15 protein-coding genes are annotated in these 24,659 nt (G+C 48.3%); 5 read left to right on the top strand and 10 right to left on the bottom strand.

Annotated elements, in window-relative coordinates; genetic code table 11:
- Nucleotides 1–68: 68 nt before the first annotated feature.
- The 4 genes from FOA19_RS10570 to FOA19_RS10555 all read right to left on the bottom strand — a co-directional run bounded on the left by FOA19_RS10570 (nucleotide 69) and on the right by FOA19_RS10555 (nucleotide 3,692).
- Entirely contained in the window at nucleotides 69–860 is a 792-nt protein-coding gene (locus FOA19_RS10570) for a hypothetical protein (protein WP_149090801.1), read from the bottom strand.
- A 425-nt stretch (nucleotides 861–1,285) separates the two neighbouring features.
- Nucleotides 1,286–1,783, bottom strand: a complete 498-nt coding sequence (locus tag FOA19_RS10565; protein WP_317132030.1) for a GyrI-like domain-containing protein — start codon at nucleotides 1,781–1,783, stop codon at nucleotides 1,286–1,288.
- 139 nt (nucleotides 1,784–1,922) lie between these two features.
- The gene (locus FOA19_RS10560; protein ID WP_149090800.1) at nucleotides 1,923–3,077 is read right to left on the bottom strand and encodes an NTP transferase domain-containing protein; all 1,155 of its coding nucleotides are present in this window, start codon (nucleotides 3,075–3,077) and stop codon (nucleotides 1,923–1,925) included.
- 327 nt (nucleotides 3,078–3,404) lie between these two features.
- Nucleotides 3,405–3,692: a hypothetical protein gene (locus FOA19_RS10555; protein WP_149090799.1), complete on the bottom strand. Its 288-nt coding sequence runs from the start codon at nucleotides 3,690–3,692 to the stop codon at nucleotides 3,405–3,407.
- 412 nt (nucleotides 3,693–4,104) lie between these two features.
- On the opposite strand from FOA19_RS10555, the gene FOA19_RS10550 reads away from it, so the two are divergent.
- From FOA19_RS10550 to FOA19_RS10535, 4 genes are all read left to right on the top strand, one after another.
- On the top strand, nucleotides 4,105–4,899 hold the full coding sequence (locus tag FOA19_RS10550) for a hypothetical protein (protein WP_149090798.1): 795 nt from the start codon (nucleotides 4,105–4,107) through the stop codon (nucleotides 4,897–4,899).
- A gap of 11 nt (nucleotides 4,900–4,910) precedes the next feature.
- Nucleotides 4,911–6,596: a hypothetical protein gene (locus tag FOA19_RS10545; RefSeq protein ID WP_149090797.1), complete on the top strand. Its 1,686-nt coding sequence runs from the start codon at nucleotides 4,911–4,913 to the stop codon at nucleotides 6,594–6,596.
- A 181-nt stretch (nucleotides 6,597–6,777) separates the two neighbouring features.
- Nucleotides 6,778–7,827: a radical SAM protein gene (locus tag FOA19_RS10540; protein ID WP_190300364.1), complete on the top strand. Its 1,050-nt coding sequence runs from the start codon at nucleotides 6,778–6,780 to the stop codon at nucleotides 7,825–7,827.
- Nucleotides 7,828–8,516: 689 nt separating this feature from the next.
- Complete coding sequence (locus FOA19_RS10535; RefSeq protein ID WP_190300363.1) at nucleotides 8,517–13,976, top strand: MBG domain-containing protein; 5,460 nt, start codon at nucleotides 8,517–8,519, stop codon at nucleotides 13,974–13,976.
- 232 nt (nucleotides 13,977–14,208) lie between these two features.
- On the opposite strand, the gene FOA19_RS10530 is transcribed toward FOA19_RS10535, so the two are convergent.
- From FOA19_RS10530 to FOA19_RS10510, 5 genes are all read right to left on the bottom strand, one after another.
- A complete protein-coding gene (locus FOA19_RS10530; protein WP_190300362.1) occupies nucleotides 14,209–14,406 on the bottom strand; it encodes a hypothetical protein in 198 nt (65 codons plus the stop codon).
- A 309-nt stretch (nucleotides 14,407–14,715) separates the two neighbouring features.
- Nucleotides 14,716–15,579 carry a pirin family protein gene (locus tag FOA19_RS10525; protein WP_149090793.1) on the bottom strand — a complete coding sequence of 288 codons (864 nt, stop codon included), beginning with the start codon at nucleotides 15,577–15,579 and terminating at the stop codon, nucleotides 14,716–14,718.
- 141 nt (nucleotides 15,580–15,720) lie between these two features.
- A complete protein-coding gene (gene aspA / locus FOA19_RS10520; RefSeq protein WP_149090792.1) occupies nucleotides 15,721–17,133 on the bottom strand; it encodes an aspartate ammonia-lyase in 1,413 nt (470 codons plus the stop codon).
- A gap of 171 nt (nucleotides 17,134–17,304) precedes the next feature.
- Entirely contained in the window at nucleotides 17,305–17,565 is a 261-nt protein-coding gene (locus tag FOA19_RS10515; protein ID WP_149090791.1) for a hypothetical protein, read from the bottom strand.
- Between the two features lie 73 nt (nucleotides 17,566–17,638).
- Nucleotides 17,639–18,532, bottom strand: a complete 894-nt coding sequence (locus FOA19_RS10510; RefSeq protein WP_149090790.1) for a DMT family transporter — start codon at nucleotides 18,530–18,532, stop codon at nucleotides 17,639–17,641.
- 352 nt (nucleotides 18,533–18,884) lie between these two features.
- Here FOA19_RS10510 and FOA19_RS10505 point away from each other — a divergent pair, with 352 nt between their 5' ends.
- Entirely contained in the window at nucleotides 18,885–20,777 is a 1,893-nt protein-coding gene (locus FOA19_RS10505; RefSeq protein WP_149090788.1) for an amidophosphoribosyltransferase, read from the top strand.
- Between the two features lie 126 nt (nucleotides 20,778–20,903).
- Here FOA19_RS10505 and FOA19_RS10500 read toward each other — a convergent pair whose 3' ends face one another.
- Entirely contained in the window at nucleotides 20,904–24,440 is a 3,537-nt protein-coding gene (locus tag FOA19_RS10500) for a T9SS type A sorting domain-containing protein (RefSeq protein WP_149090787.1), read from the bottom strand.
- Nucleotides 24,441–24,659: the final 219 nt, after the last annotated feature.

Here is a 24,659-nt window from a genome sequence, read left to right as displayed (position 1 = left end):
CCCTAAAACAGTTCGGCCCTGCGGTAACTTACCGCAGGGCCGATCTGTTTAATAAACCTGGTCTCAGATTAGATCATTCTGCTGATCTTCGCTTTCACCACTTCCACCGTCTGGCGCATGATTTCCATTTCCTGTTGGGCCACTTCTTGCCTGATCAGCCATCTCTGCAGCTTCTTGTTCATCTCATCCAGTTCCCGCTCTTTGGCCGCCAAAGCAATTTCCTGCCGATTCAGGTTTTCCTGCATATCTTGGTTTAAACGCTCCAATTCCTTCGTTTTAGAAGCCAGGGCCGCTTCCATGGTGCGCTTCTCCTCTTGTTTTTTGTCTATTTTAGCCTGGATTTTACTCGCCGATCGGGCCATCCGCTCTGCTTCTGCTTTAGAGTAAACCACTACATCCTCTGCGTAGTCCACCTCTGACTGAACATCCTCCAGGTAAAGGTTGCGGGCAAATTGCTGCAGTAAGCCGGCGGTGCGTTCCCATTCCTTAGGGGTGTCTCCCTGGTTCAGGTTCTTGCCACCAACCTCTAGTGACCACCAAACCGTGGTGCTATCCTGTCCGCCTTCCACTTTAGAGACGATGTTCACCGGGCTGCTGCTGATAGTATCTATCTTCCCTTTCTCAATGGTGTAGATTCCTTTAGGCGCTTTTGCTTTGGAGAAGGGCCAGACTGGTACGCCGCTGACCCGAGTACCGGATTGGTCTTTTAAATAAATTTTCCAGGCACGCTCTACCACTTCACGGTCTAACTGGAGGGTGGCACGTTGACCTTTTCGGCTGATTCCATTGACCACCATTTCAGCTTCTTCAATGCGTGGACCTTGGGCCAAAGCGACGGGAGCCATTCCAATAAATACCATTGATAGTGCAATTACTTGCAGTCGAGTAAAAGTTTTTCTCATATATAGAATTTTATTTTTGTTACTAAGTCAAATCTAACAATTCTATCGAGATATCAACTTCCTAGGGAGAACTTTTTACGAGGACCCATTGCAATATACCAACATAGTACAAGCTAAATTTCTTATCCCTTTGCTCACTTATACATTGCTAAAAATCAATTAATGCGCAAGCATAGCTATTTGGCTTAAATGCCGATAGAGACGGGCCTACCGTTTTCAACCGTGTTGAAGATAATACTAGGCAGGTGTGGGCTACTGGGAAATACTTATAAAAAGCGCTACTGATGCGGAAAGTGCAAGAGGCTTAACTTGGGCTAAGGTAGGAAGGCAAGTTTTCTTCCTTTTGGATGTGAGCACTTAGCCAGTTTGGGTTCCTCCACTAGCTATTCTCTTGATTCCTTTGGTTTGACAGGTATCCATATCTCTTCCTCAGAATCTGGATGGTTGTTCCTGTATTTTTCGCCCAGAATTTCAAAATGTGGCCTGTTGTCTAAAGAGTAACCGGAGGTAGGTAGCCAAGAAGTGAAAATGTACTGGAAGATGGAAGTATCGGTGCTCAGCCCTTTGTAATGGAAGACGGCATACAGGCCTTTGAGCAAGGTATAGGTTTGCATTCCACTTGGCACTGTATTAAAATCTGAGACTTCAACGGTGGCCCATTTTTCAAATTCATTCAATAAACTGAAGTTCTCGAAATACATGGAACCATATACCTGCATGGAATAAAGTTCAGCGCCTATGTTGTTCCGGATTTCTCGGCGCCTTAGCAAAAAGCTTCTCCAGAGCTCACCTGTTTTATCACTTGCCAATGACATGGTCAACTTCCTGCCCATCAATTTCTTCTCAGGCAAAAGGGTGATGACAGGTTCTATTTTCTCCATGGTTCTAAACGGGTGTGACTGCAAAGGATGCGTGCGTATGATAATACCACTTCCATGGCTTTGTCACTAAAATCTGAAAATGGCAGTTAAGCCGAAAGTCCTCCTCGGTTTTAGGACTCCCCCTATTTCAACATGCAACTCAGCCTAGCTTTTGCTTGACTTCTTCTGCTTCCTGGGGAGTGTTCACATTCAGAAGTGCTTCTGGGTTTATAGGCTTTATAAGGTTAATGGGGCTGTTCCTCAAAACCTTTCTGGGGCAAGTGTATCCTTGGGCCAAAAAGGAAAGCAGGACAGGGTAGCTCTTCGGTTCCCAGATGGTGATGAGGGGTTCTGGGAAGCCATCGTGCGGACTTTCAAAAGTGGTGGCCGTGGCAGAGACTGCTCTGTTTTCTATAAGGTGCTGCAGGGTTTTGGCATCCAGCAGCGGAAGATCACAGGCTATGACCAACCAGGCGGCATCGGGCTGTTCCCTGAAGGCGGACAGGATTGCACCGTACGGCCCTAAATCAGTGAAACTATCTGGCAGGTAGCGGTAGGTGTTGCTGAGGGAAGCAGATTGTTCTGGCCGGCAGGAGATAAACACGTTCTGACAGAAGCCCTGCAGCATGTCTGCCACAAAGTACCGCTGCTCTTTCCCGTGCCATGCCATGGCTCCTTTGTCCTGCCCCATGCGCACGCTTTTTCCGCCCGCCAGTACCAGGCCGTTCAAGACAGGGGTTGCGTTTTGCAGCTGTTTTTTGAAAAACGAGACGATTTCGGTGGTATCGGTAATCTTTAGGGTAGGAAGCTCTTGCCAGCCTGGAACGGCTTGTTGCACAAAGTCAAACACCTCGGTGACAGAATGGGTGAGAAGGATCAACTGCACATTGTTGAGTTGCGCCACCCTTTTCTGCAAGGAGGCCCTTTTGTTTTCGTCCAGGATGATCACCTGTGCCTTCGCCTGCTGGTGGTTGCCGTTCACCAACACCATATCCACCTCTGAGAACATCTCCCGGAACCGGAAGGAATTAGGGGACTGCTTATAACTGAACTGGCCGTACGTAATCTGGTCAGTGTACTCTACTAAGGCACCAGCCTCTAACCGGGCGGGAAGAATAGCCTCTTCCTGGTCTTTGAGGTGCTGGGCATCTACGTAACCACAGGCATATATTGGAGACAAGGCCGCGATGATGCTATCGGCCAGGGTCTTGATTGTCCCGCAGGAGGTGCCCAGAAAAGCCCACTCCTGCCGTCCGAAATTCCCGTAGGAAGGCCGCGCTAGTACGCTATGCTTTTTGTGTTCTTGTGAATTCATGTTGCCTTTTACCGCTAACCGCCTAGATCTGTTCCGAAGCGCCTCGCCACGTATCTTTTCTTACAAAACCAGTTGTTGATGGCCGGTCGGCAATATGCTAATAAATGGGAAGGTACGAAACGAATAATGGGTAAAACACCGCAAAGGCCGCGTTAGTATAGCTGAATGCCTCTTTAGAAAAATCCAGCGCTAATTCTTCATGAACTACGTGGAAGAGTATTCAGCAGTGCTCAGAAAACAAGTAGGTCGTTTTAAGGCAGTTTTCAGGAAAATGGCGGTAAAATGCATTGGGCGTTAGAAGTGATCCCGTATGGGAACAAACCTATATTAAAGAGGCAAAGCTGCTCTAAAAATGATTGGGGTATTTTGCTTGACAACCACGTGGTTTTCCTGGGGAAGTTCATCGTAAACGCCATTCCTTATCTCCAATCTTAGGTCCACCAGATCGGGGAATTGTTCGGTGTCGCGCAGAAACTGCAGTTTGCCGTCCGGATGGAAGGCATCGTGGTAGCGCCCTGCCTCGGCGTTGGAAATTAGTTTATCAAAGCAGCCCTTGACGTTACAGGCTTTAAGTTCTTTTACGAGTTCAACGGTTGTTGATTTTCTGCCTTTCATCTTTATGGTTTCAATTAACAAGATCATCAAATACACAGGAGGCTTGAGATTGATTATTAGCCTGTAGAACTGTTTTATATTTTCATCAAAATATATAGTTTTTCTCACATACTCCTTTTTTAGTAAAAGGTTTATCAAAGCATTAGCCTTTGGGCATGAGCGATTATTGTAGAATAGGGGTCTACATTGTCCATCATCTAATTAAGTGTGACCTTATCAAAATTCTTGGGGTTTTTACTTAGCCTAGTCATTCCCCGTGAGGGATTAATTGTTCCAATTCTTGAGTTAAAATTCTGTTTTATGCCTCCTTTTCCAAAAAGCCCCTTGAACTAGAATTACAAATTTCCTATTTAAAGTTAATTTTCTTACATTCACTACCCTATCCCCCTATAGCTTATTAAAGACCTGGAGTATGGTAAAAGGTACGCTTCTAGCAGTATGCCTTCTAAGCTCTGTCACGCTAGCCTGGGGGCAGGACCTGATTACCCGTACCGATGGGGTGATCCTGAAAACTAAGGTCGTAGAGGTGAAGCCTGATATTATCCGCTTCCGGCTTTTTGACTCGGTAGACTCTTTGGTGTACCATATCAGCCCACAAGATGTGAAATCCATTCAGATGGCCGATGGTACAGTGAAAACCATGATGCCCTCTGCTGCACCGGTTACTGAAGAGGATGAGAAAAAGTCCTTCAACTATGAAACCGAGTACGGACGCAACCTCCTGTACTTTTACCTCCTGGATCTGTTATACGCGAACCTCGCCGTTGCCTACGAGCGGATAATTGCCTCGGGGAAAATAGGGCTGAAATTCCCTGTTATGATCGGCTTATCTAAAGAGTCGGATTACTATACCTATGCCTTCCGGGAACAGGTCAACTATGGCTTGGGGCTGGAGGTTAATATTTATCCAGAACGGCAGGGAAGATTCAGGTACTATGTAACCCCTGCCATCCATTACAGGTCTTTCGATCTCTATAACTTCAATTATTACAATGGCTCTGAGTCACCGTATGAACAGGGTGCCATGACTACCCTGAACTTTAAAATCGGGGCTTATTACCAATTCTCCAGGTTCTTCCTGGTCTCCGCCGATACCGGAATTGGTTTCCGGATTTTCCATTTCCCAGATACTTCTGAAGAGCAATATCCTTTTTTCGACAACAGATTCTTTGTTCCTGCCAACTTAAACCTGGGGTTCCGTTTTTAGCCTAAAATCCTATGAATGACTCAAAAGCAACCCTGTCCGTTCTCCCAAAGGTTTTCAGAAACAGGCTCATCCAGAGATGTCTATCCTGGCTCCTGCTGTCTTCTTTTTTGCCTCTGGCGCTCAGTTGTAATTACTACCGCCTGAAGGAAGAAAAAGACCTGTCCCCAAATAAAGTGGCCAGCCTGCCCAACTACAAGCGTTTTATCCTGCACCAAGACAAGAATGCTTGGGAAATAAAGAATTTAGCGGTAAAGGAAACCTCCATGACCGGAACGCTAAGTACCGTCCCTGAAGACCTGCTCCAGTATATTGACCCCAAACCAGGCTCCGCGAACCGCTACAAAAGGCCAGAACAAGCCGTTGCCCTCAACGTGGTTCACTTATATGTGTATGAGTTCGCCCAACAAGACAACCAGGCTGATATTCCGTTTTCAGCGCTAAGACGGATTGACATTGCGGATAAAGACACGGGTGCCACCGTGGCCTCGCATGTACTAGGCACCATTGGCATTCTGGCCGGCACCTTGGCCCTCATCACCGTCATTGTGGCCCTTACCAAGAGCTCCTGCCCTTTCGTGTACGTGAAGAACAGCAGCGGTTACCACTTTGTAGGCGAGGCTTACGGCGGCGCCATCTTCTCTCCCTTAGAACGCGACGATTACATGCCTTTGAATGGGTGGGAAGCAGCAGGAGGACAGGTACAAGTAAAAATCACGAATGAACTGAAAGAGCGCCAGTACACCAACTTAGCCGAGCTGCTAGTAGTAGACCATAAAACCGGCACCAAGGTGCTGCTGGACCAGAAAGGCCAACCTCACACCTTGCAGAACGTGATCGCACCCCAAAAAGCCACCACCTCCGCCGGGAAAGACTATACCCAGGTTTTACAAGCCCAAGACTCCGCGGCCTTTTCCTTCAATTGCGCGGGGGCAAATACCAGTTCCGTAGCCCTGCAGTTCCCCAAACCAACGGGCAGCACTCAAGGTAAATTGGTTTTGCACGCGCAGAACTCCCTTTGGTTAGATTACCTGTATGGTGAGTTCACGAAGCAATTCAAAGGGATCTACAACCATTGGGCCGAAAAGCAGAAAGACGTTCCCGCCACTGATTTGTATAAATGGCAGCGAGAACAGGGAATTCCCCTTTTGGTGGAAGTAAAGACGGCTAGAGGCTGGCAAGAAGTGGAACGAATACAATCCGTGGGACCGCTGGCTAGCCGTGATTTAGTAGTACCCATAGACTTGACTCAGGTGACAGGACCCTCCGTGCAGGTGCGACTGTCTTGCGGGTTCATGTTCTGGGAGGTAGACCAAGCCGGCATGGATTTCAGCCCTAACCAAGATCTGTCTTTGCAGAAAGTACCGGCTGCTACCGCAATTGAGAAGTCGGGCCAGAACATAGGGCACCTTTTAGCCGCATCAGACGACAGCTACCTAAAACAATTCTCGGTGGGCGATGCGGTGGAACTCACTTTCTCGCTGCCCAAGAAAGCCGAGGCGCAAACCCAAACCATTTTCCTGCATACGCGCGGCTATTATGAGCACCTCAGGGAGTACACTGGCATCCCTAACCTGATTTCCCTCCGAGACTTTGAAAAACCGGGCCATTTCATGCAGTTCTCCCGCCAACAGTATGCGCAACTTGCCCAGGAAAACAACTTCCACCACTTAGCTTCGGCCCATGCGCGCGTCCAATAAACCGCTCTCCCTGGAAATACTGCCGCAAGAGACAGAGAAGCCTCTAGTTAGTTCCGGGCCGATTTCAACCCCTGGCTGGAAGGCCAAGCCCGTGTTGTTAACCCGCTGGCAGAGCTTTTGGGCCCTGCGGCGTATCAGGTGGCATTTACTCAAACTCATCTTAAACCAGGTACCGCATCCCTTGAAAGCCATCAAAGCCCTCCGAACCTTAATTACCATTAGGAGAAAGTTTCTGGGCGACTCCCCCATCACAAAGGTAGCTAAGATAGATGGGCGCTATTATTATGAATACAACACGCCGGGCTGGCCCTCCCAAGCCTATGATGACTACCACCTGGCCGAGCTAAACCGGATCATGCCCTTCCAAGACAAGCCTTTTGCGTTCAAGAACGTCATCATGGCGGTGACCAAAAAATGCGCCATGCGTTGCGAGCACTGTTTTGAATGGGACGCCCTCAACGGAAAGGAAAAACTTACGGTTGACAACCTGCAAAACATGGTGCGGCAGTTTCAGGAACAAGGTGTGGCTCAGCTGCAATTCTCGGGCGGCGAGCCGATGCTCAGGATGCCCGCACTGCTCTCCGTGCTAAAATCTGCTAAACCCATCACCGATTTTTGGGTTCTTACCTCGGGGCACTTGTTCACGTTAGAGAATGCCCAAGCTTTAAAAGAAGCCGGGCTCACGGGCGTAACCATTAGCCTAGATCACATTCACCCACCCTTGCATAACCAATTCAGAGGCTTCGGAGAGGCTTACGCTTGGGTGGAAAAGGCTGCGGAAAATGCGGCCAGCGTAGGGTTGGTAGTGGCAGTATCCTTGTGCGCTACGCGAGCCTTCGTCACCGAGGAAAACCTCATGGCTTATGCCCACCTGGCAACCCGCCTGGGAGCCGCTTTCATTCAGGTACTGGAACCAAGAGCGGTAGGACACTATACGGGTCAGGAAGTTGGGCTGGCCCCGCACCAGCGTAAAATGCTGGAAGACTTTTACACCAACCTCAATTATAACCCGGCCTACCACCATTTGCCCATGGTAGTCTATTATGATTTACAGCGCCGCCGGGCCGGATGTGCCGCAGCCGCAGACCGCCACGTGTATGTAGACACCGATGGTCAAATACAAGCCTGCCCTTTCTGCCAAAAAACTATTGGCCACATACAAGCCGAAAACTTCCAATCTTCTCTGGCCTCCCTGCGGCTTAGTGGCTGCCCTGTGGCACCCATCCAATAGGTAATCACTTCTACTATTTAAGATTCAGCTACTTTCCTTTAAGGATAGTTGAACAAGATTAGCCTTACTCAACTATGGAATGAGGCCACATTTAAGAAAAGAGCCGGGAAACACGTATCTCAAAAATATGTCCTCCCGACTCTTGTCTTGTGATTTACCTGTTCATTATTTGCTTCGGCAAAGAAATAAATTATATTTGCTATATAATTTTATATTATAACTAATAATATCCATAATCTTTATCCTTTTGGCACTATATGATAACAATCAGGTGAATTCGCATACAGAAATCATATAATATATAATAATACTAGTTTTTTATTTAACTTTTATATTTATTTACACCGCTTTCAGATTAGGAGACCTTCTGTTTCTTGATTCAGATTAAGCACTCCCCCTCTTTACACCTCCCCCATTTAAGTACCTTACCTCATACCCCTATTTTGCTTCAAGCACCCATTGCTCAGGGCTTACCATGCCCATAAAATACTATTAATAAGCAGTTTAATAAATTACCACTTTGAAAAACATCGCTAAACAAGATTAAACTTCAACTTGCATCTTCTATAACTCAACTCTCAAAACCTATCACTTACCGAATAAAAGGTCAAAATTTTATTAGCATGTTTAAATTTGATCCATACCGAATACTAAATCATATCAACCCTTCTCATCTAAACAAAAATCATATGAATGTAAACTTACTTGCAATGGTAAAGGCAAACGCTAGGCGCTACGGTATCCTGCTTTGCCTTTTAATCTTAGGCACGGTAGGCGCCTTTGCGTTAGGTGATGCCTATGTAGATGCAGGCTTGCCCGCTCCTACAGTAACTTCTGATAAACTGGACTATGCGCCAGGTGAAATCGCTCATATTACTGGATCTGGTTGGACGTTGGATCAACAGGTCCATGTAGAGTTTAAAGAGGAGCCAGATTTTCCTGATTATCACGTGTATGATGTTGTCGTAGACGCTAATGGTAACTGGAAAATAGATTACCAAGTTGAGGAAAGGCACTTAGGAGTTAAATTTACTGTAACTGCTAAAGGAAGCCAAAGTGGCACTTCGGCGACTACAGTATTTACTGATGGTAGAGTTGATTTCTCAGTTACAGGTTTGCCCAACAATACTGATGTTAGCGGTATAACAATCACGTACACAGGTCCAGGATCACAGGCAAAAACAGAAAGCGTACCTACTTTTAAATCACAAACAAGTAGCTCATCATTTGGTGCAGTTGATAATTCAGATGTAAATTTTACATATCCAGAAATTATAAATGGTTCTGACAATAAAAATTATATATATATATCATCAAATCCATCGACTGGTTTCAGGTCAGGGAAAGATAAAACTACAGTCGTTGCAACATATAAGAAGTTACCAACTCTTACTTGGACCAATCCTTCCAATATTGTTTATGGTACATTATTGAGCGCAACCCAACTTAATGCTACAGCAGATGTAATAGGCACTTTTACCTACACACCTGCAACCGGAACTAAATTAAATGCTGGTGATGGTCAAAAACTATCTGTTACTTTCATTCCTAATGATAATACATATGCAACAATCACCAAAACGGTAAATATCAACGTTGCCAAAGCTGAGCAGGCCATCACTTGGACCACACCTGAGTCTATTAACTACGGCACTGCCTTGTCTGCCACCCAATTGAATGCCTCGGTAACAACCGGAGATGGCCAATTGACCTACAATCCAGCACTGGAAGTAGTGTTGGGTGCTGGCAACCATTTGCTGTCGGTTACAGCCGCCGCTACTAATAACTACAATACTACAACTAAAACTGTAAGCCTGACTGTGAATAAAGCGGAGCAGGTAATTACCTGGTCTAATCCAGCCAACATTGTTTACGGCACAGCTCTATCGGGAACGCAACTCAATGCTACTGCCTTGGGTGGCGCTACTTTGACTTACTCGCCCGAAGCAGGCACGGTATTAGGTGCTGGCACTCGCACATTAACTGTGAATGCTGCCGAAGCTGATAACTACAAAGCGAGCAGCAAGTCAGTAGAAATTATCGTCGAAAAGGCAATTGTGACGCCCGTTTGGACAGCAGGAACTTTAGAGCAAACCTATGACAATAAGGTGAAAACAGTAGTAGCCACTACTGCACCTGCTGGCTTAACTTTGAACTATGACTTTGGCTCAGCAACTCCGAAGAATGCAGGTAGTTATACAGTAACAGCAACCGTAAACGAAGCCAACTACAAAGGAAGTGTAAGCGGTACTTTGAAAATTGGCCAAGCTGCCACTTCAACGGTAGTGACCGTGAACGATGCTACCTACAATGGTTCCTCACATGGCGGCTCAGCTAAGGTAACTGGTGCGGCAGAATTAGACCAAGCGGTCACTGTTTACTATGAAGGTATAGCTCCGACGGTTTACGCCACTTCAACGACTGCACCAACTAATGCCGGTACTTACAAAGCAACAGCTACCTACGCCGAATCTGCGGACTATCTCGGCTCCACTGACAGCAAAAACTTCACCATTAGCAAAGCCAACGCTTTCTTATCATTAAGTAACCTAACACACACTTACGATGGCACTGTAAAGTCTGCTACCGCTACTGTAAGCCCTGAAGGGTTATCTGGAGTAATTGTAAGTGGCTCTGGGACTGATGCTGGTTCTTATTCAGCAACTGCTTCATTAAACAACCCTAACTACGAAGCCACTGATGTAAGTGGTAATTTGAGCATCAGCCCAGCTTCCTCTACTGTAAACATGAGTGATGTTACAGTTACTTTTGACGGCAATGCTCATGCTGCTACAGCTTCTGCTTATGGTGCTGGTGGCTTGAACACTTCTGCTAATTTCACATACAGCTATAGCGGAGTAGCCCCAACTGTTTACCCAGCCAGTACCAACGCTCCAACTAATGCGGGCACGTATAATGTTATAGCTACTTACACAGGTGATGCCAACCACACTGGCAGCAGTAAAACCGCTACTGTAACTATTAACAAAGCAACTGCTACTTTATCCTTAGACAATTTAACTCACACTTACGATGGCACCGCTAAATTGGCTACGGCCATCTCTTCGCCTGCTAACTTATCTGGAATAACCATTAGCAACAACGGTAAAACTGATGCTGGTACTTACACAGTAATTGCTTCATTAAACAACCCGAACTACACCGCCGAAAATGTTACAGGGAATTTAGAGATTGCTAAAGCTGATCAGAAAATTAATTGGACCGCTCCGGCTGCCATAACTTACGGCACAGCTTTGTCGGCTACTCAACTGAATGCTACTGTGACGGGTCTCGCGGGCGGCTCGGCTGCTGGCGCATTGACCTACGCTCCTGCTTCCAATACGGTGCTTAATGCTGGTACGCATACTTTATCGGTAACTGCCGCTGAGACTACTAACTACAATGAGGCTACTGAGACTGTAAGCCTGACCGTGAACAAAGCGGAGCAGGTAATTACCTGGTCTAATCCAGCCAACATTGTTTACGGCACAGCTTTATCGGGAACGCAACTCAATGCTACTGCCTTGGGTGGCGCTATTTTGACTTACTCGCCCGAAGCAGGCACGGTATTAGGTGCTGGCACTCGCACATTAACTGTGAATGCTGCCGAAGCTGATAACTACAAAGCGGGCAGCAAGTCAGTAGAAATTATCGTCGAAAAGGCAACTGCTACTATCACGTTAACTGCGGCTGATCTGTCGCAAACCTTCAATGGTTTGGCGAAGTCGGTAGGCTACAGCATTAATCCTGCTGACGTAACTGGCGTTACAGTAAGCTATAGAAAGAATGGAACACCCGTAGCCGCCCCTATTAATGCAGGTTCTTATGAGGTCTTAGCTACGCTGATCAATGATAACTATAGCGGCTCCGCAGAAGGCACCTTGGTAATTGCCAAAGCTCTTACCTCCACAGTTGTATCTTCTACCGATGCAACTTATAATGGTTCAGCTCATAGTGCCTCCGCTAAAGTAACAGGTGCTGGTAGTTTGGATCAGGCAGTTACAGTATATTATGCTGGTGTAGCACCAACTGTTTATCCTTCTTCCACTACCGCACCGATTAGCGCTGGCACATACTCCGCAACATCTACCTACGCTGAAAACCTAAATTACTTAGGCTCAAGCGATGTGAAAGAATTCACCATCGGAAAGAAAGCGGCTTCTGTAGTAGTTGCAGCTAAGACAAAGGTGTATGGTGCTACTGATCCTGTTTTCACAGGTACGCTGACTGGTTTCTTAGAGAATGATAATGTAGAGGCTTCTTACAACCGTGAGGCAGGTGAAACTGTAGCCGATGGTCCATATGCCATCACTGCAACATTGTCTCCTGTGGCTGTTTTGAACAACTACGAGATCATTAATACTTCTGCTACCTTAACCATCACGAAGAAGGCCGCTTCAGTTACTCCAATTGCTAACGGCAAGACCTACGGTAGTTCTGAACCAACCTTAACAGGTAATTTAGCAGGCTTCTTGACTAGTGACAACGTGACAGCTACCTACAGCCGCGCCGTCGGCGAGACAGTAGTGGGAGGTCCATACCAAATCTCTGCTTCTCTTGCGCCAGTTGGTGTCCTGGGCAACTACGACATCACCTACAACACGGCCAATTTCACTATCGGCAAGAAGTCAGCTTCTGTGGTGGTAACAACCGGGAAAACGAAGGAGTATGGCGCTGCAGACCCTGAGTTTACAGGCACGCTGACCGGATTCCTTGCCTCTGACAACGTGCAAGCTGCCTACAGCCGCGTTGCGGGCGAAACTGTTGCCGGTGGTCCATATGCCATCTCCGCTACGCTCTCCCCTGCCGCTGCGTTGGGCAACTACGATATTTCCAATACCCCAGCTGCCCTTACCATCACCAAAAAGGCCCTTGTGGTAACTGCACAAAATACAAGCAAGTATTGCGGACAATCCGATCCATCTTTTTCAGTTAGCTATGATGGTTTTGTTCATAATGAAACTTCAAGTGTATTAGGAGGCATATTATCCTATTCATTAACTGCAAATGGAAATCTAAATGGAGTCACTCAATTTGATATTACTCCTAAGGGGTTAACCTCGAACAATTATGTAATTACTTTCACAAAAGGCGTATTAACAGTTAATGGTGTTTCAATTGACGCCTCCGCAAGTGGTAGTCCGGTTCCTTTTGGCTCAGCAGCAACACTTTCTGCCACTGTTTCTCCTAAAGTTGCAGGTGTCTTAATAATTTTCAAGCTTGATGGTACTGAAAAAGGAAGGGTTTTAACAAATACTGAAGGTTTGGCAACACTTCCTATTACAAATTTAGGGGTCGTTAATGTCTACCAGGTAGAAGCATCTACTGAGGGCGGCTGCAGAGCATCCATAGCATACCTCCCTGTCTATGATCCCAACGGTGGCTTTGTAACCGGCGGAGGTTGGATAAACTCTCCAGCGGGTGCTTATGTAAAAGATCAAACAGCTACTGGTAAAGCCAACTTTGGATTTGTTTCAAGATACAAAAAGGGTTCTACTGCATTAGACGGTGAAACAGAGTTCAATTTCCAAACAGGTAACTTGAAATTCAATAGTACTTCTTATGAAACAGCAACCCTCGTTATTGGCGGCGCCAAGGCAAGTTATAGAGGTGTTGGAACCATAAATGGTACAGGAACTTATAAGTTCACCTTGAATGCTATTGATGGCCAAGCCTCTAGCGCTGGTGGCTCTGATAGAATTCGCATGAAAATTACCGATGCAGCAGGAGCTACAGTTTATGACAACATGATTGGCGCTCTAGACAATGCAGATATAAGTACGGTTACAAATACGACTCTAGGCGGAGGATCCATCGTAATCCATGAGGCTGCTAAAACCGGTACTAAAACATCCAGCGCTATTGCTGTGGCTGAGTTGCCAGTGAGCCAAGAGGTGAAGTTTACTTCCTACCCTAACCCACTCACATATGAGGCTTCGGTTGAGTTCAATGTGGCACAGGATGAAGCGTACAGCCTGGACATCTATGACATGAAAGGTGCTTTAGTAAAACAACTGCAGAAAGGCAAAGCTAAAACTGCTGAAACCATTACTGCCAAGTGGGATGCCAGATCCGCGAATGTTGGGGTATACATCATCCGGTTGACCAAAGGAAATGAGGTGAAGACATTGCGTGTAGTCCGCCAATAACCTTCCCTTACTTTAACAAGAAAGCCCCTTGCAGTAAATTGCAAGGGGCTTTTTGCTTTATGAAGACTTTGGCTTAAATAGACACTTACCTCTATTCAAACCAAGGAGATAAGAGGTTTACCGTTTGGCGATATAAGTTAGACTGTTTGCCCAAGCCCTATCCTACAAAAAAATCAGCCGCTGAAGAATGATTTCCCCAGCGGCTGATTTAAATATTTTATAGTCAAAAGGGTTAAGACTCTTTCGGCACATCCAGCACGTGCATGTAGGGTTCAATAATGTCCATATAGCTTACCGCAGAATGGAAGGAGCCAATTATCTCCAGGTCCTTCTTTGACCAAACTTCCAGAAATTGGTTTTCTAAAGAAAATAAAGTGATAGCCCATCCATTAAGATGGCGCTTGGTAAGCACTATTCCTTTCTTCTCCAATAATTCTGCCTGGTTTTTAGGAGGGAGTTTATGAAAAAGAGAATGTTCAAACATTATGATTATTTAAGGCTAGGGTTCCCCTTCTTAAGGGTAGTTGACGGGAGAAAGTTTCATTTATCAAGAACAAGTTCCGCAAAATCTTTGGCTATGAAAGAAGCTGAATTTACACCCAAATGCATTTTTGGGAAAACTTACCACCAGTCCTACAATCCTTTGCCTTTTTACGTTTTGATGGGTTTTTAAGAAAACAGCCATAAATCGCTAAGTCTTAGAATTTAATTGAAAAACAAGGCAGCAAGATTCATAAGCTCAATCTGCGAAGCTACCCATCTGACCGTTCTCGTAATCGGTGATAGCTTGCACCAGTTCCTGGTTGGTGTTCATCACGAAGGGACCGTAGGTGGCGAGCGGTTCTTCTATGGGCTCTCCGGCCAGCACCAGGAAGGTAGAGTCTTCTTCAATAGTGAGTTCTATGCCGTCGGCATCCCAGCCAAATACCACCATTTGCTTTGTCTGGGCGGGTCGGTTCCCGTGCAGCAGCAGGCTGCCTTTCACCACGTAAATGCCCACGTTGTAAGCCGCTGGTAAGTTTAGCTGGAGTTTTGCGCCTTTGGGTTGAAAGATGTCTAGGATGGTGATGGGTGAAAAGGTCTCGGCAGGGCCTGGTACTCCGCCGTAGTTTCCAGATACCACCCGGATGGTTCCTTTTCCTTCTGCCGTGGAGATAACCGGAATGCTGCCGCTTCTCAGTTCCTGGTAGCGCGGCGGCGCCATTTTATCTTTCTTAGGCACGTTCACCCACAGCTGAATCAACTCCAGCACACCGCCTTGGCGGGCAAACTCTTTCTCGTGCCGCTCCTCGTGGAGCAAGCCGGCGCCGGCAGTCATCCACTGCACATCACCCGGACCAATTTTTCCGCTGTAGCCGGCGGTGTCGCGGTGGGCCAGGTAACCTTGGTACACGATGGTGACGGTTTCAAAGCCGCGGTGCGGATGTGGGTCGGCCCCCAATGGTTTATCAGTGGGCTGCACGGGCATGGGGCCGGTATGGTCAATGAGCAGAAAAGGGCTGAGCTGCCTGATGCGGAAACCGGGCATGGGGCTGGTGACCGAAAACCCTTCTCCCACCTGCTTCTGCACGCCATCAATGACCTGAAATATTCTTCTATTCATAACGATATTTTAACCGGCTTATACTGCCAAGTGCTTGTATCTAGCAAATGCTGTTCTAGGCCTATTTTCTCTTAAACAGACTTAAAACAGCAGCGCTCCTTTTCCCTTTCCAAAGAAAAACCTTTCTGGATCACGGCAAAACTAACCGTTGATGTAAACCGGGTGAATCATGTTCTCAAAAGAGTAGATCTCGTCCCATTTAGCCTGGTCTATGAGTTTGCGCTCCAGTACCACAATCTGGTGAATGGCTTTACCCGTGGCTAGGGCCTCTTTGGCAATGGCGGCCGAGGTCTCGTAACCAAGGATCGGGTTCAAGGCGGTGACAATGCCAATGCTGCGCATGACTTCCTCGCGGCAAACCTCCACGTTGGCGGTGATGCCGTCCACGCATTTGGTGCGCAAGGTGGCAATGGCGTTGATCATGTAGTTCATGGAAGTGAACAGACTGAAGGCGATGACCGGCTCCATGACATTGAGCTGTAACTGCCCCGCCTCGGCTGCCATGGTGATGGTGACATCGGCCCCGATGACATAGAAGGCGGTCTGGTTCACCACCTCCGGAATTACGGGGTTTACTTTACCCGGCATAATGGAAGAACCCGGTTGCATAGGCGGCAGCCGAATCTCATTCAGACCGGCCCGCGGACCGGAAGACAAGAGACGCAGGTCATTGCAGATCTTGGAGATTTTGATGGCACTGCGCTTGAGCATACCCGATACCAGCACATAAGAACCCATGTCAGAGGTAGCCTCAATCAGGTCCGGGGCCAGGGTGATGGGCAGTTTGGTGATCTGGGCCAGGTACTTGGTACACAGCTGTGGATAGCCTTGCGGGGCGTTGATGCTGGTGCCAATGGCGGTAGCGCCCATGTTGCACTCGGTGAGTTTCCGCTGGGCCTCGCGCAGGTGCTTGATGTCATCATTGATGGTGGTGGCAAAACCGTGAAATTCCTGGCCCAAGGTCATCGGTACGGCATCCTGCAACTGGGTGCGGCCCATCTTCAGCACGTTCTTAAATTCCTTGGATTTCTTAAGAAAAGACTCCTTCAAATCTGCCAGCGCCTTCAGGTACACATCCACCTTGAGGTGCAGCGCCATCATGATGGCCGTCGGATAGGTATCGTTCGTGGATTGGGAGCAGTTGACGTGGTTGTTGGGGTGCAGGAACTCGTACTGGCCTTTCTGGTAACCCAGGTACTCCAGGCCAATGTTGGCGATGACTTCGTTTGCGTTCATGTTCACCGAGGTGCCCGCCCCACCCTGGATCAGGTCTGTGACAAACTGGTCGCGGTATTTGCCGGCAATGAGCTCGTCGCAGGCAAAAATGATGGCTTCGGCCTTTTTCTTGTCCAGCACACCCAAGTCGCGGTTAGCCATGGCGGCGGCTTTTTTCACGTAGGCAAAGGCTACAATGAAAAGCGGCTCAGAAGCATTGGTGATACCCGTGATATTGAAGTTCTCCAATGCCCTGAGCGTCTGCACGCCATAGTAGGCCGTGTTGGGAATCTCTTTCTCGCCCAGGAAGTCGTGTTCTATTCTGAAGGTCTGGTTCATGCAAAGTGGCTTAGTTGGCAGATGATGGGGATCATCTGTTTCCTTACCGTTTTTGCCGAAACTTTGTTTTACCCCTGTCTTGAAGGCGTGGGGGTTTGGAGGGATTGGTTCTGAGAAGACTTCCGTTTTTGCGCCCTTTTTTGAAAACAGACGCAAAACGGCAACTAAGGATTATACTGTCACAAACTTCACTTTGATAATGGTGGTAAGGTAATCGTAAATCTCGGTTACCTCCTTGTCATAGAGAAACATATTGTAGAAATCCGCTTCTACTTTGCTTACCCGGCATCCGTTATCAACCATCTGGAAAACAACCTCCCTGATGCGGAGCGGGTGCCCCGCCAGGTTGAGCATACAGGTGGCATCCTGGGCCTCTACCAATAAAAAGAGATGGTGCAGCGCGTCATCTTCGTAGTGGGTCTGGTCAGTCATTTTGCATTTTTTTGTAAACCCTTCAACGCCTTTGCCAAAGACAAGGTGCCATTTATACGGTATTTTTTGCGGACTATACCTGCGCCGGCTGCTTCTTAGGCTTGCTCACCAGGTATACGCCCCCAAAAATTATGGCCGCGTACAGCGCTTTCTGCCACGTAAACAGGTCTTTACCCAAACTCACCGCAATGAGAATAGCGAAGACGGGCTGCAGGTAAATGTACACGCCCACCAGCGCCGGGCTGGCGTATTTCATGGCCCAGACGTTCAGCAGATACGCCAGAATAGTCATCCCGATGATTACAAACGCGATGGCGCCCCAGATAGAAGCCGGGAATGTGGCGTAGTGCGGCTTCATCACCTGCCCCAGGCCGAAGGGAATCACCCCCAACGAGCCCGCCAGAAACACCCTGCTCACCACCGTGATTGGATTATAGCGCTGCATAAGCGGTTTCACCAGCACCAAAAAAGCCCCAAAACAGGCCGCGTTTACCAGCATAAGGATATCGCCCAGGATGTTTCCCTGCGCGTTGCCCGCCTTGCCCGAGATGAGCATCATGGCGCCCAAGCCCGCCAGCAGAATGCCCACCATTCTGTAAACCTGAATCCGCTCTTTCAAGAGATACGAAGACAGCAAAACCACCACCACCGGCGACACCGTCTGGATAAGCGAGGCGTTGATGGGCGAGGTCAGGTTAAGGCCGCTGAAGAACGAGAGTTGGTTCAGGGTGATCCCGAATAAGCCGCAGAGGATAATCCGGACCCAGTCGTTTTTGCTTTGGATTTTCTCTTTCACCACCCACCGCGAGAGGCTCCCAAACACCAGCACCGCACTGACCACCCGTATCACAATCAGCCCGAAGGGCCCCACGTAAGCTGGCATGATCTCTTTGGCGATGCTGTAATTGGCCCCGTAGATAAGCGCCACCAGAAACAAGGCCCCGTGGACCTGTACTTGTTTGTTCATGGCCGCAAAGGTAGGCAACAAGCGCCCGCGTGACCTAATGACACCGCTTGTTTTCGCTTCTATTTTTGAAAAGCAGGCCTAAATCGGTTTTCGTAAACCACTAAGTATCAATTAGTATATCACTTTAAACAGCCCTACTATGACATTCTTGGGAGCTTTAAGGGTTCAAGGCACATGCGTTGTATTTTCTTCGTTAGTACCGAAAAGAAGGGCTATAGAAAATAGATTTTAGCTAGTGCGATACGTGTTTTTACTCTTACCTTTGCATGCCTTTTCGGCCGAACTCCTTAGCCAAGCCGCTTGGGCCACCGGATGCCATTGAACACGCGCCTCCGGCTTAAAACCAATTACCATGAGTGATGCGATAAAACATGAGTGCGGGATTGCCTTGGTCCGCCTCCGCAAACCCTTAGAATATTACACAGAGAAATACGGCACCCCCATGTACGGCATCCAGAAGATGTACCTGCTCATGGAGAAACAGCACAACCGTGGGCAAGACGGCGCCGGCTTTGCCAGCATCAAGATCAACACCACGCCCGGCACCGAGTACATTGCCCGGTACCGCTCGGTCAAGACCAAAGCGATTGATGCTATTTTTGGGAAAATAAGCGAGAAATACGGCAAGCTGAAACGCAAGTACCCCGAGGAAGCGAAGAATGTCCAGTGGCTCAGAGAGAATCTCCCCTTCATGGGCGATGTGTATCTGGGCCATTTGCGTTATGGCACCCACGGGCTCAACAGCGTAGACAACTGCCACCCCATGGTGCGGGAAAACAACTGGCGCAACCGAAGCCTGGCCGTGGCCGGTAACTTCAACATGACCAACGTGGACGAGCTTTTCAACGTGCTCACCGACCTGGGTCAGCACCCGCGCCAGAAGATTGACACTGTGACCGTGCTGGAAAAAATCGGCCACTTCCTGGACGAGGAAAACCAGCGCCTTTTTGACTACTTCAAGCCAGACCACAACAACGAGGAAATCACCGCCCTCATTGAAGAGAACCTGGACCTACAGCGCGTTCTGCGCCGGGCCTGCAAGGACTTTGACGGCGGTTATGCCATGGCAGGCCTCACCGGTTACGGTGCCTCCTTTGTGGTTCGTGACCCTTCCGGCATTCGCCCGGCCTATTATTACATGGACGATGAAGTAGTGGTGGTGGCCTCTGAGAAGCCGGCCATCAAAACCGCTTTCGGGGTGGACTACAGCCAGATCAAGGAGATCACTCCGGGGCATGCGCTCATCGTGACCAAAAACGGCGAAGCCTCTGAGAAAGAAGTGTTGCCGGCCCTGGAGAAAAAATCCTGCAGCTTTGAGCGCATCTACTTCTCCCGCGGAAACGATCCAGAGATTTACCAGGAGCGCAAAATGCTGGGCAAACTGCTGAGTCCGCAGGTACTCAAAGCCATCAACCATGACCTGGAGAACACCGTTTTCTCCTACATCCCCAACACCGCCGAGTCCTCTTTCCTGGGCATGATGGAAGGCGTGGAAGACTACCTCCGCTCCTACCGCCGCAAAGCTATTGTAGAAGCAGATGGCGATGTGGACAAACTGGAGAACATCCTCTCTTTCCGCCCGAGGGTGGAAAAACTGGTCATCAAAGACGCCAAGCTCCGCACCTTCATCACCGACAACGACTCCCGCGACGATCTGGTGGCCCACGTCTATGACACGACCTATGAAGTGGTGAAAAAAGGCGTTGACACCGTGGTGGTAATTGACGACTCTATTGTGCGCGGCACTACTCTGGAGAAAAGCATCATCAAAATGCTGGACCGCTTGGGACCTAAAAAGATCATCATTGTGTCTTGTGCACCTCAGATCCGCTACCCAGACTGCTATGGCATTGACATGTCTAAGATGAAAGAGTTCGTGGCGTTCAGGGCCATGATGGGCTTGCTCAAAGACAGAAACAGTGAAGGCCTAGCCAAAGAGGTGTACCAGAATTGCCAAACCGCTTTGTCCAATGGACAGGCCCGGGAAAAGAACTTCGTACAGGAACTGTATAACCAGTTCTCTCCTGAAGAGATCAGTTGCAAAGTGGCCCAGATTGTAAAAGCGCCCAGCGTCAAAGCCGAGGTACAGGTGATTTTCCAAACCGTGGAGAACCTGCACGAAGCCATCCCTAACCACCTAGGGGACTGGTACTTTACCGGCAACTTCCCTACCCCGGGCGGTATGAAAGTGGTGAACCGCGCCTTCGTGAACTTCATGGAAAACAAAGAAGGACGGGCGTATTAATGTGCTAATTTTTCAATGTGCTGATGTGCTAAGTTGAAATGTTGCTAAATAAAAAGAGAGGTCAGGTTCACACAGAACCTGACCTCTCTTTTTTAATCTGTTTTATAAAAACAGGCCCTAAACAGCTTAAAACTTTACAAACCGCTGTTGGATGAGTTGGCTGGCGTTCTTCACCCGAAGGATGTAGTTGCCCGAGGGTAATTGCTGAACCGGAATCTTGGGCGTGGCACCTTCCATCACAGGTTTGATCTTGTTTACTTGTCTTCCCTGGGCATCCAGGATCTCCACCAAAGCAGTAGGATCTAACGTCACGTTGCCTAAGTGCAGAAAATCATGGCTCGGGTTTGGATACAGCGTGATTTGGGCCAAGGCAGCACCACCGCCTTGCACAGCTACCACCTTGCTGTATTCAAATTTCCCGTCTAGGTCTACCTGTTTCACGCGGTAATAAGCGGTGCCTTTGGCCGAGGACTGGTGGTCAAAGCTGTAATCTTTCTGCACGCTGCTGTTTCCGGCACCTTTTACGATTCCGGCTTGGGTAAACGTCTTGCCGTCCTGGGAGAACTCCACCTCGAAGTGGTCATTGTTGATCTCAGTAGCCGTAGCCCATTGGAGCTGTACCTCCTGGTTTTTACGTTCGGCTTTCACGTACAGCCAGGAAACCGGCAACACAGATTCCATGGTAGCGATAGCCAGTTGCCCGAACTGCGTCATGAAGTTTCGTTTGGCGTACCCGCCCGCTACCGTTCGGCCTTCTTTGTTGGGCGCATCCAAAGTTCCTCCTCCCGTGGACCAGTCTTTGCCGCTGGTGGAGTTAGCTTGTCTGGCCAAAAGCGCGAATTTGTTGTCTGAAAGGTTGTTGAAGCCCTGCAAAGAAGCAGTGGCGGTAAAGCTTCCAGTAATGGGTTTCGCATTCGGCTCCACATACCACACGCCTTCCGGCGCAATATGCGTGTAGCTGTAAGATCCCTCGGTCAGGAACATATCTGTGTCTTGATGGTTTATGATTGGTTTAAATTCTACGGCGATGCTCTGGAAACCATTCCCAGCTAAACCAATAGACACCAGATCAAGGTTCCGTTTTCCCGCTGCGTTCCCGATGGGGAAAGAATAAATGCCGCTGCTTCCCACTGCTCTCCGCAGGGTACCCTGGATGTAGAAAGTGGAATCGGCAAACTGCAAGGCTGACTCTGCCTGGCTAAGCAAGGACAATTCATACCCCTCAGTTTTGAAGAGGCTGCTTCTCATCGTAAACACCCCTGACACGGTCACGTTTTTGGACAAGGTCACGCCACTGCCGTTGGTTTTCGCTACCAAAAGATTTTGGACCGTGGAAGGCAAAGCATCGCCGGAGACCATTTCTGAATTCCCGATGAAGCCGTAATTTGCATTTGGGGAGAAACTTCTGGTCCCGCTAACCCTCACATTGCCGTCTGAGGTGCCGGTCCCAGTCATCTTAATCCCTTGGGGAGAACCATAGAGCAAGGTAGCGCCGTCTTCCACTATGAAGTTCCCGGTTCCGCCCACCGCACGGTTTGTCGCCATTTGCAAGGCAGCCGGTGCTTTTACGGTAAGCGTACCCGTCACATCAAAATTGGCGGTTAACAGATGGTTGCCTAGGTCATTCATGGTGTTGGTTTCCGTAGCCGTCAGCAGCAAATTGTTATAGGTAACCTTCTGGGAGTTCCCGTAAGTGCCCCGTATAGATTGGCTCTGCCCGTTGATGGAGCCGTAAAACTCAATGGTACCGCCCGTTATGTTGTAGGGCATGTTCTTTCCGGTGAGTTCAGGCAAGGTATTGCTGGTTTTACTTGTCCGGAACAGACCTCCGGTCATGGTAAGGCCACCCTCCCCTTTCAGGGTTTTGTTGCTGATATCAAAAACAGCGTTGGGCAGGATGGTTAAGTTCTGGTTGATGGTGGTAGTAGAGGAAATGGTTTTGGCATCATTGCTTCCGCCTACCGTCACGTTGTTATAGGTATCGCCTCTAAGGGTTTGCGCCCCGGCGCCCGTCAGTTCAATGGTTCCATTGGTCAAGGTATACGTACCGGAAAGCTGCGGTACCATACTCACATTCAAGGTTCCTATTTGGTAGGTTCCCCCGCTCATCACCAACGCACCCGTACCAGTAATATCAGTGGAGGCGGTGGAAATCAAGGTCCCTTGTTTTATTTCTAACCTACCCCCCGTTGGGTATTGGGTTTTGCTGCTGGAGATGCCTATGTTTTTGGTAATGGTAACGGAAGTGGGGTTATCCATGACAACAATCTTGCCGCTGGCGGTGGCGATAAAAGCATTTCCCGTTTGCTGTGGGATTTTCGCGTTATAGATGAAAGTGGCCAAATTGTGGAAGGTTCGCCGGCTTTCGGTTACTACCACGTTGCCGGTGGCGCCGGTGGTATTGATTCCTTGCGCGCTGGTAATATATAAGGTGCCGCCCTGGTTTAAATTGAAGTAACCCTGCCCCTGAACCTGGTACCCAGTGTTGTTCGCATCCACCCCGAAATCCAAGGCAGCCCCATTTTCCACCGTGAAAGTTCCGGCGTAAACGGAGTTAGAAGGGTTTAGCCGCAGGTGCTGCCCCAGCCGTACCATGGCGCCGGCTTTAGCAACCAAAGAAACGTGGTTGATGGGGCCGGTAGCTTGCAGGGTCTGCCAGTTAGTCCCAGAGAACCTGATCCCGCTGGACGAGGTGCTCACAGTGCTGCTGTTGTTGATCACCGAGGCTGCATCTACCAGAAGGTTTCCCTTCAGGTCCAGGATAGAAGTCACCGTTGCATTGGAGGTTTGGTTCAAAGCAAGGGTGGCGCCTTGCAAAGCCAGGTGCCCGGCAACATTCACAATACCTGTGCCGCTACTTTGGTTTTGCAGATAGTAAGCCCCGCCGGTCAGCGATACATCTTGCCCAAACTGCAAGGACAAGTTGGAAGCCCCTAAAAGGACAAGGGAAGAAGTTGCCGGAATCGTAGCATGGAAGGCCTGGGCAGCCAAAGGAGCGTTTGCATCGGTTAATTGCCACTGAGAACCTGCCTGTGTTGGCGCTAACGTTAAACGGCCGAACCAAAATCCGTGGGCCTGTGCTGAAAGATGGCTGCCACTAAAGAGCAATGCGTTGGCCGCGGCCGCTTCAATTCTCACCTCAGACGTAGCATCCATTTCCTCTGTCCCAGACCAAATAAGGGAAGAAGCTCTATAGGTTAATGATTTTATAATAAGTCTGGAGTTGCTCTGCAACTGAAGCAATCCACGGTTCTCTATTTCGCCTTCCTGCAAAAGTTCTGCAGATGGTGCAAGCGCCAATTTGGTAGTGGCTATTAATTTTGCACCTGCCGGAATAGTGAGGGTTTTCTGTGCATTAAGGGTTAGGTTAGTTACCTGGAGCGTTCCTGATAGTTGCGTAGGATGTTCTATATATAAGGTGGCCGTAGTAGGCAATGGGTAAGTGGCAGGAACCCAAACGCCTTGGGCTGTTAGCTGCTCCAGTAAACTGGTCCCTGCTGTTTGGCCCAGACTTCCGGCTGTGGTTGTCCGGTAGTCACCGGCTGTATAAGTAACAGTGCTTTGGGCAAAGGCCGGAAGATATCCAAAGATGGAAAATGCCCACAGTAACATCCAAACCTTGAAATTGTGGTTGTCTTTTCTGCTAATAGATAAAGTATCCATGTGGCTTTTAAATAAGATGTATCTTATAAATTGTTCAATTATTTATATTATTGAACAGCCAACCAGAAACAGTCACCAGAAGTTCACCTAATCTTTTACAACACAGCCTCTTCTACTTAATAAAACTATTAATAAAATTTGATTTATATAATTATAGATACTTCTGATTTTAGCATATCTTGTTTAAAACGTATCAAAAACATCTGAAATACAAAATCA

This window comes from Rufibacter hautae (genome assembly GCF_008271695.1).
GTDB lineage: Bacteria > Bacteroidota > Bacteroidia > Cytophagales > Hymenobacteraceae > Nibribacter > Nibribacter hautae.
The sequence above is the reverse complement of the archived record's forward strand: the minus strand, read 5'-3'. Positions and strand labels throughout refer to the sequence as shown.

Bases quoted from the DNA above. Each gene is read 5' to 3' on its own strand.
- FOA19_RS10570 (WP_149090801.1), bottom strand. From the start codon at position 860: ATGGTATTTATTGGAATGGCTCCCGTCGCTTTGGCCCAAGGTCCACGC.
- FOA19_RS10565 (WP_317132030.1), bottom strand. From the start codon at position 1,783: ATGGAGAAAATAGAACCTGTCATCACCCTTTTGCCTGAGAAGAAATTG.
- FOA19_RS10560 (WP_149090800.1), bottom strand. From the start codon at position 3,077: ATGAATTCACAAGAACACAAAAAGCATAGCGTACTAGCGCGGCCTTCC.
- FOA19_RS10555 (WP_149090799.1), bottom strand. From the start codon at position 3,692: ATGAAAGGCAGAAAATCAACAACCGTTGAACTCGTAAAAGAACTTAAA.
- FOA19_RS10550 (WP_149090798.1), top strand. From the start codon at position 4,105: ATGGTAAAAGGTACGCTTCTAGCAGTATGCCTTCTAAGCTCTGTCACG.
- FOA19_RS10545 (WP_149090797.1), top strand. From the start codon at position 4,911: ATGAATGACTCAAAAGCAACCCTGTCCGTTCTCCCAAAGGTTTTCAGA.
- FOA19_RS10535 (WP_190300363.1), top strand. From the start codon at position 8,517: ATGAATGTAAACTTACTTGCAATGGTAAAGGCAAACGCTAGGCGCTAC.
- FOA19_RS10525 (WP_149090793.1), bottom strand. From the start codon at position 15,579: ATGAATAGAAGAATATTTCAGGTCATTGATGGCGTGCAGAAGCAGGTG.
- aspA (WP_149090792.1), bottom strand. From the start codon at position 17,133: ATGAACCAGACCTTCAGAATAGAACACGACTTCCTGGGCGAGAAAGAG.
- FOA19_RS10515 (WP_149090791.1), bottom strand. From the start codon at position 17,565: ATGACTGACCAGACCCACTACGAAGATGACGCGCTGCACCATCTCTTT.
- FOA19_RS10510 (WP_149090790.1), bottom strand. From the start codon at position 18,532: ATGAACAAACAAGTACAGGTCCACGGGGCCTTGTTTCTGGTGGCGCTT.
- FOA19_RS10505 (WP_149090788.1), top strand. From the start codon at position 18,885: ATGAGTGATGCGATAAAACATGAGTGCGGGATTGCCTTGGTCCGCCTC.
- FOA19_RS10500 (WP_149090787.1), bottom strand. From the start codon at position 24,440: ATGGATACTTTATCTATTAGCAGAAAAGACAACCACAATTTCAAGGTT.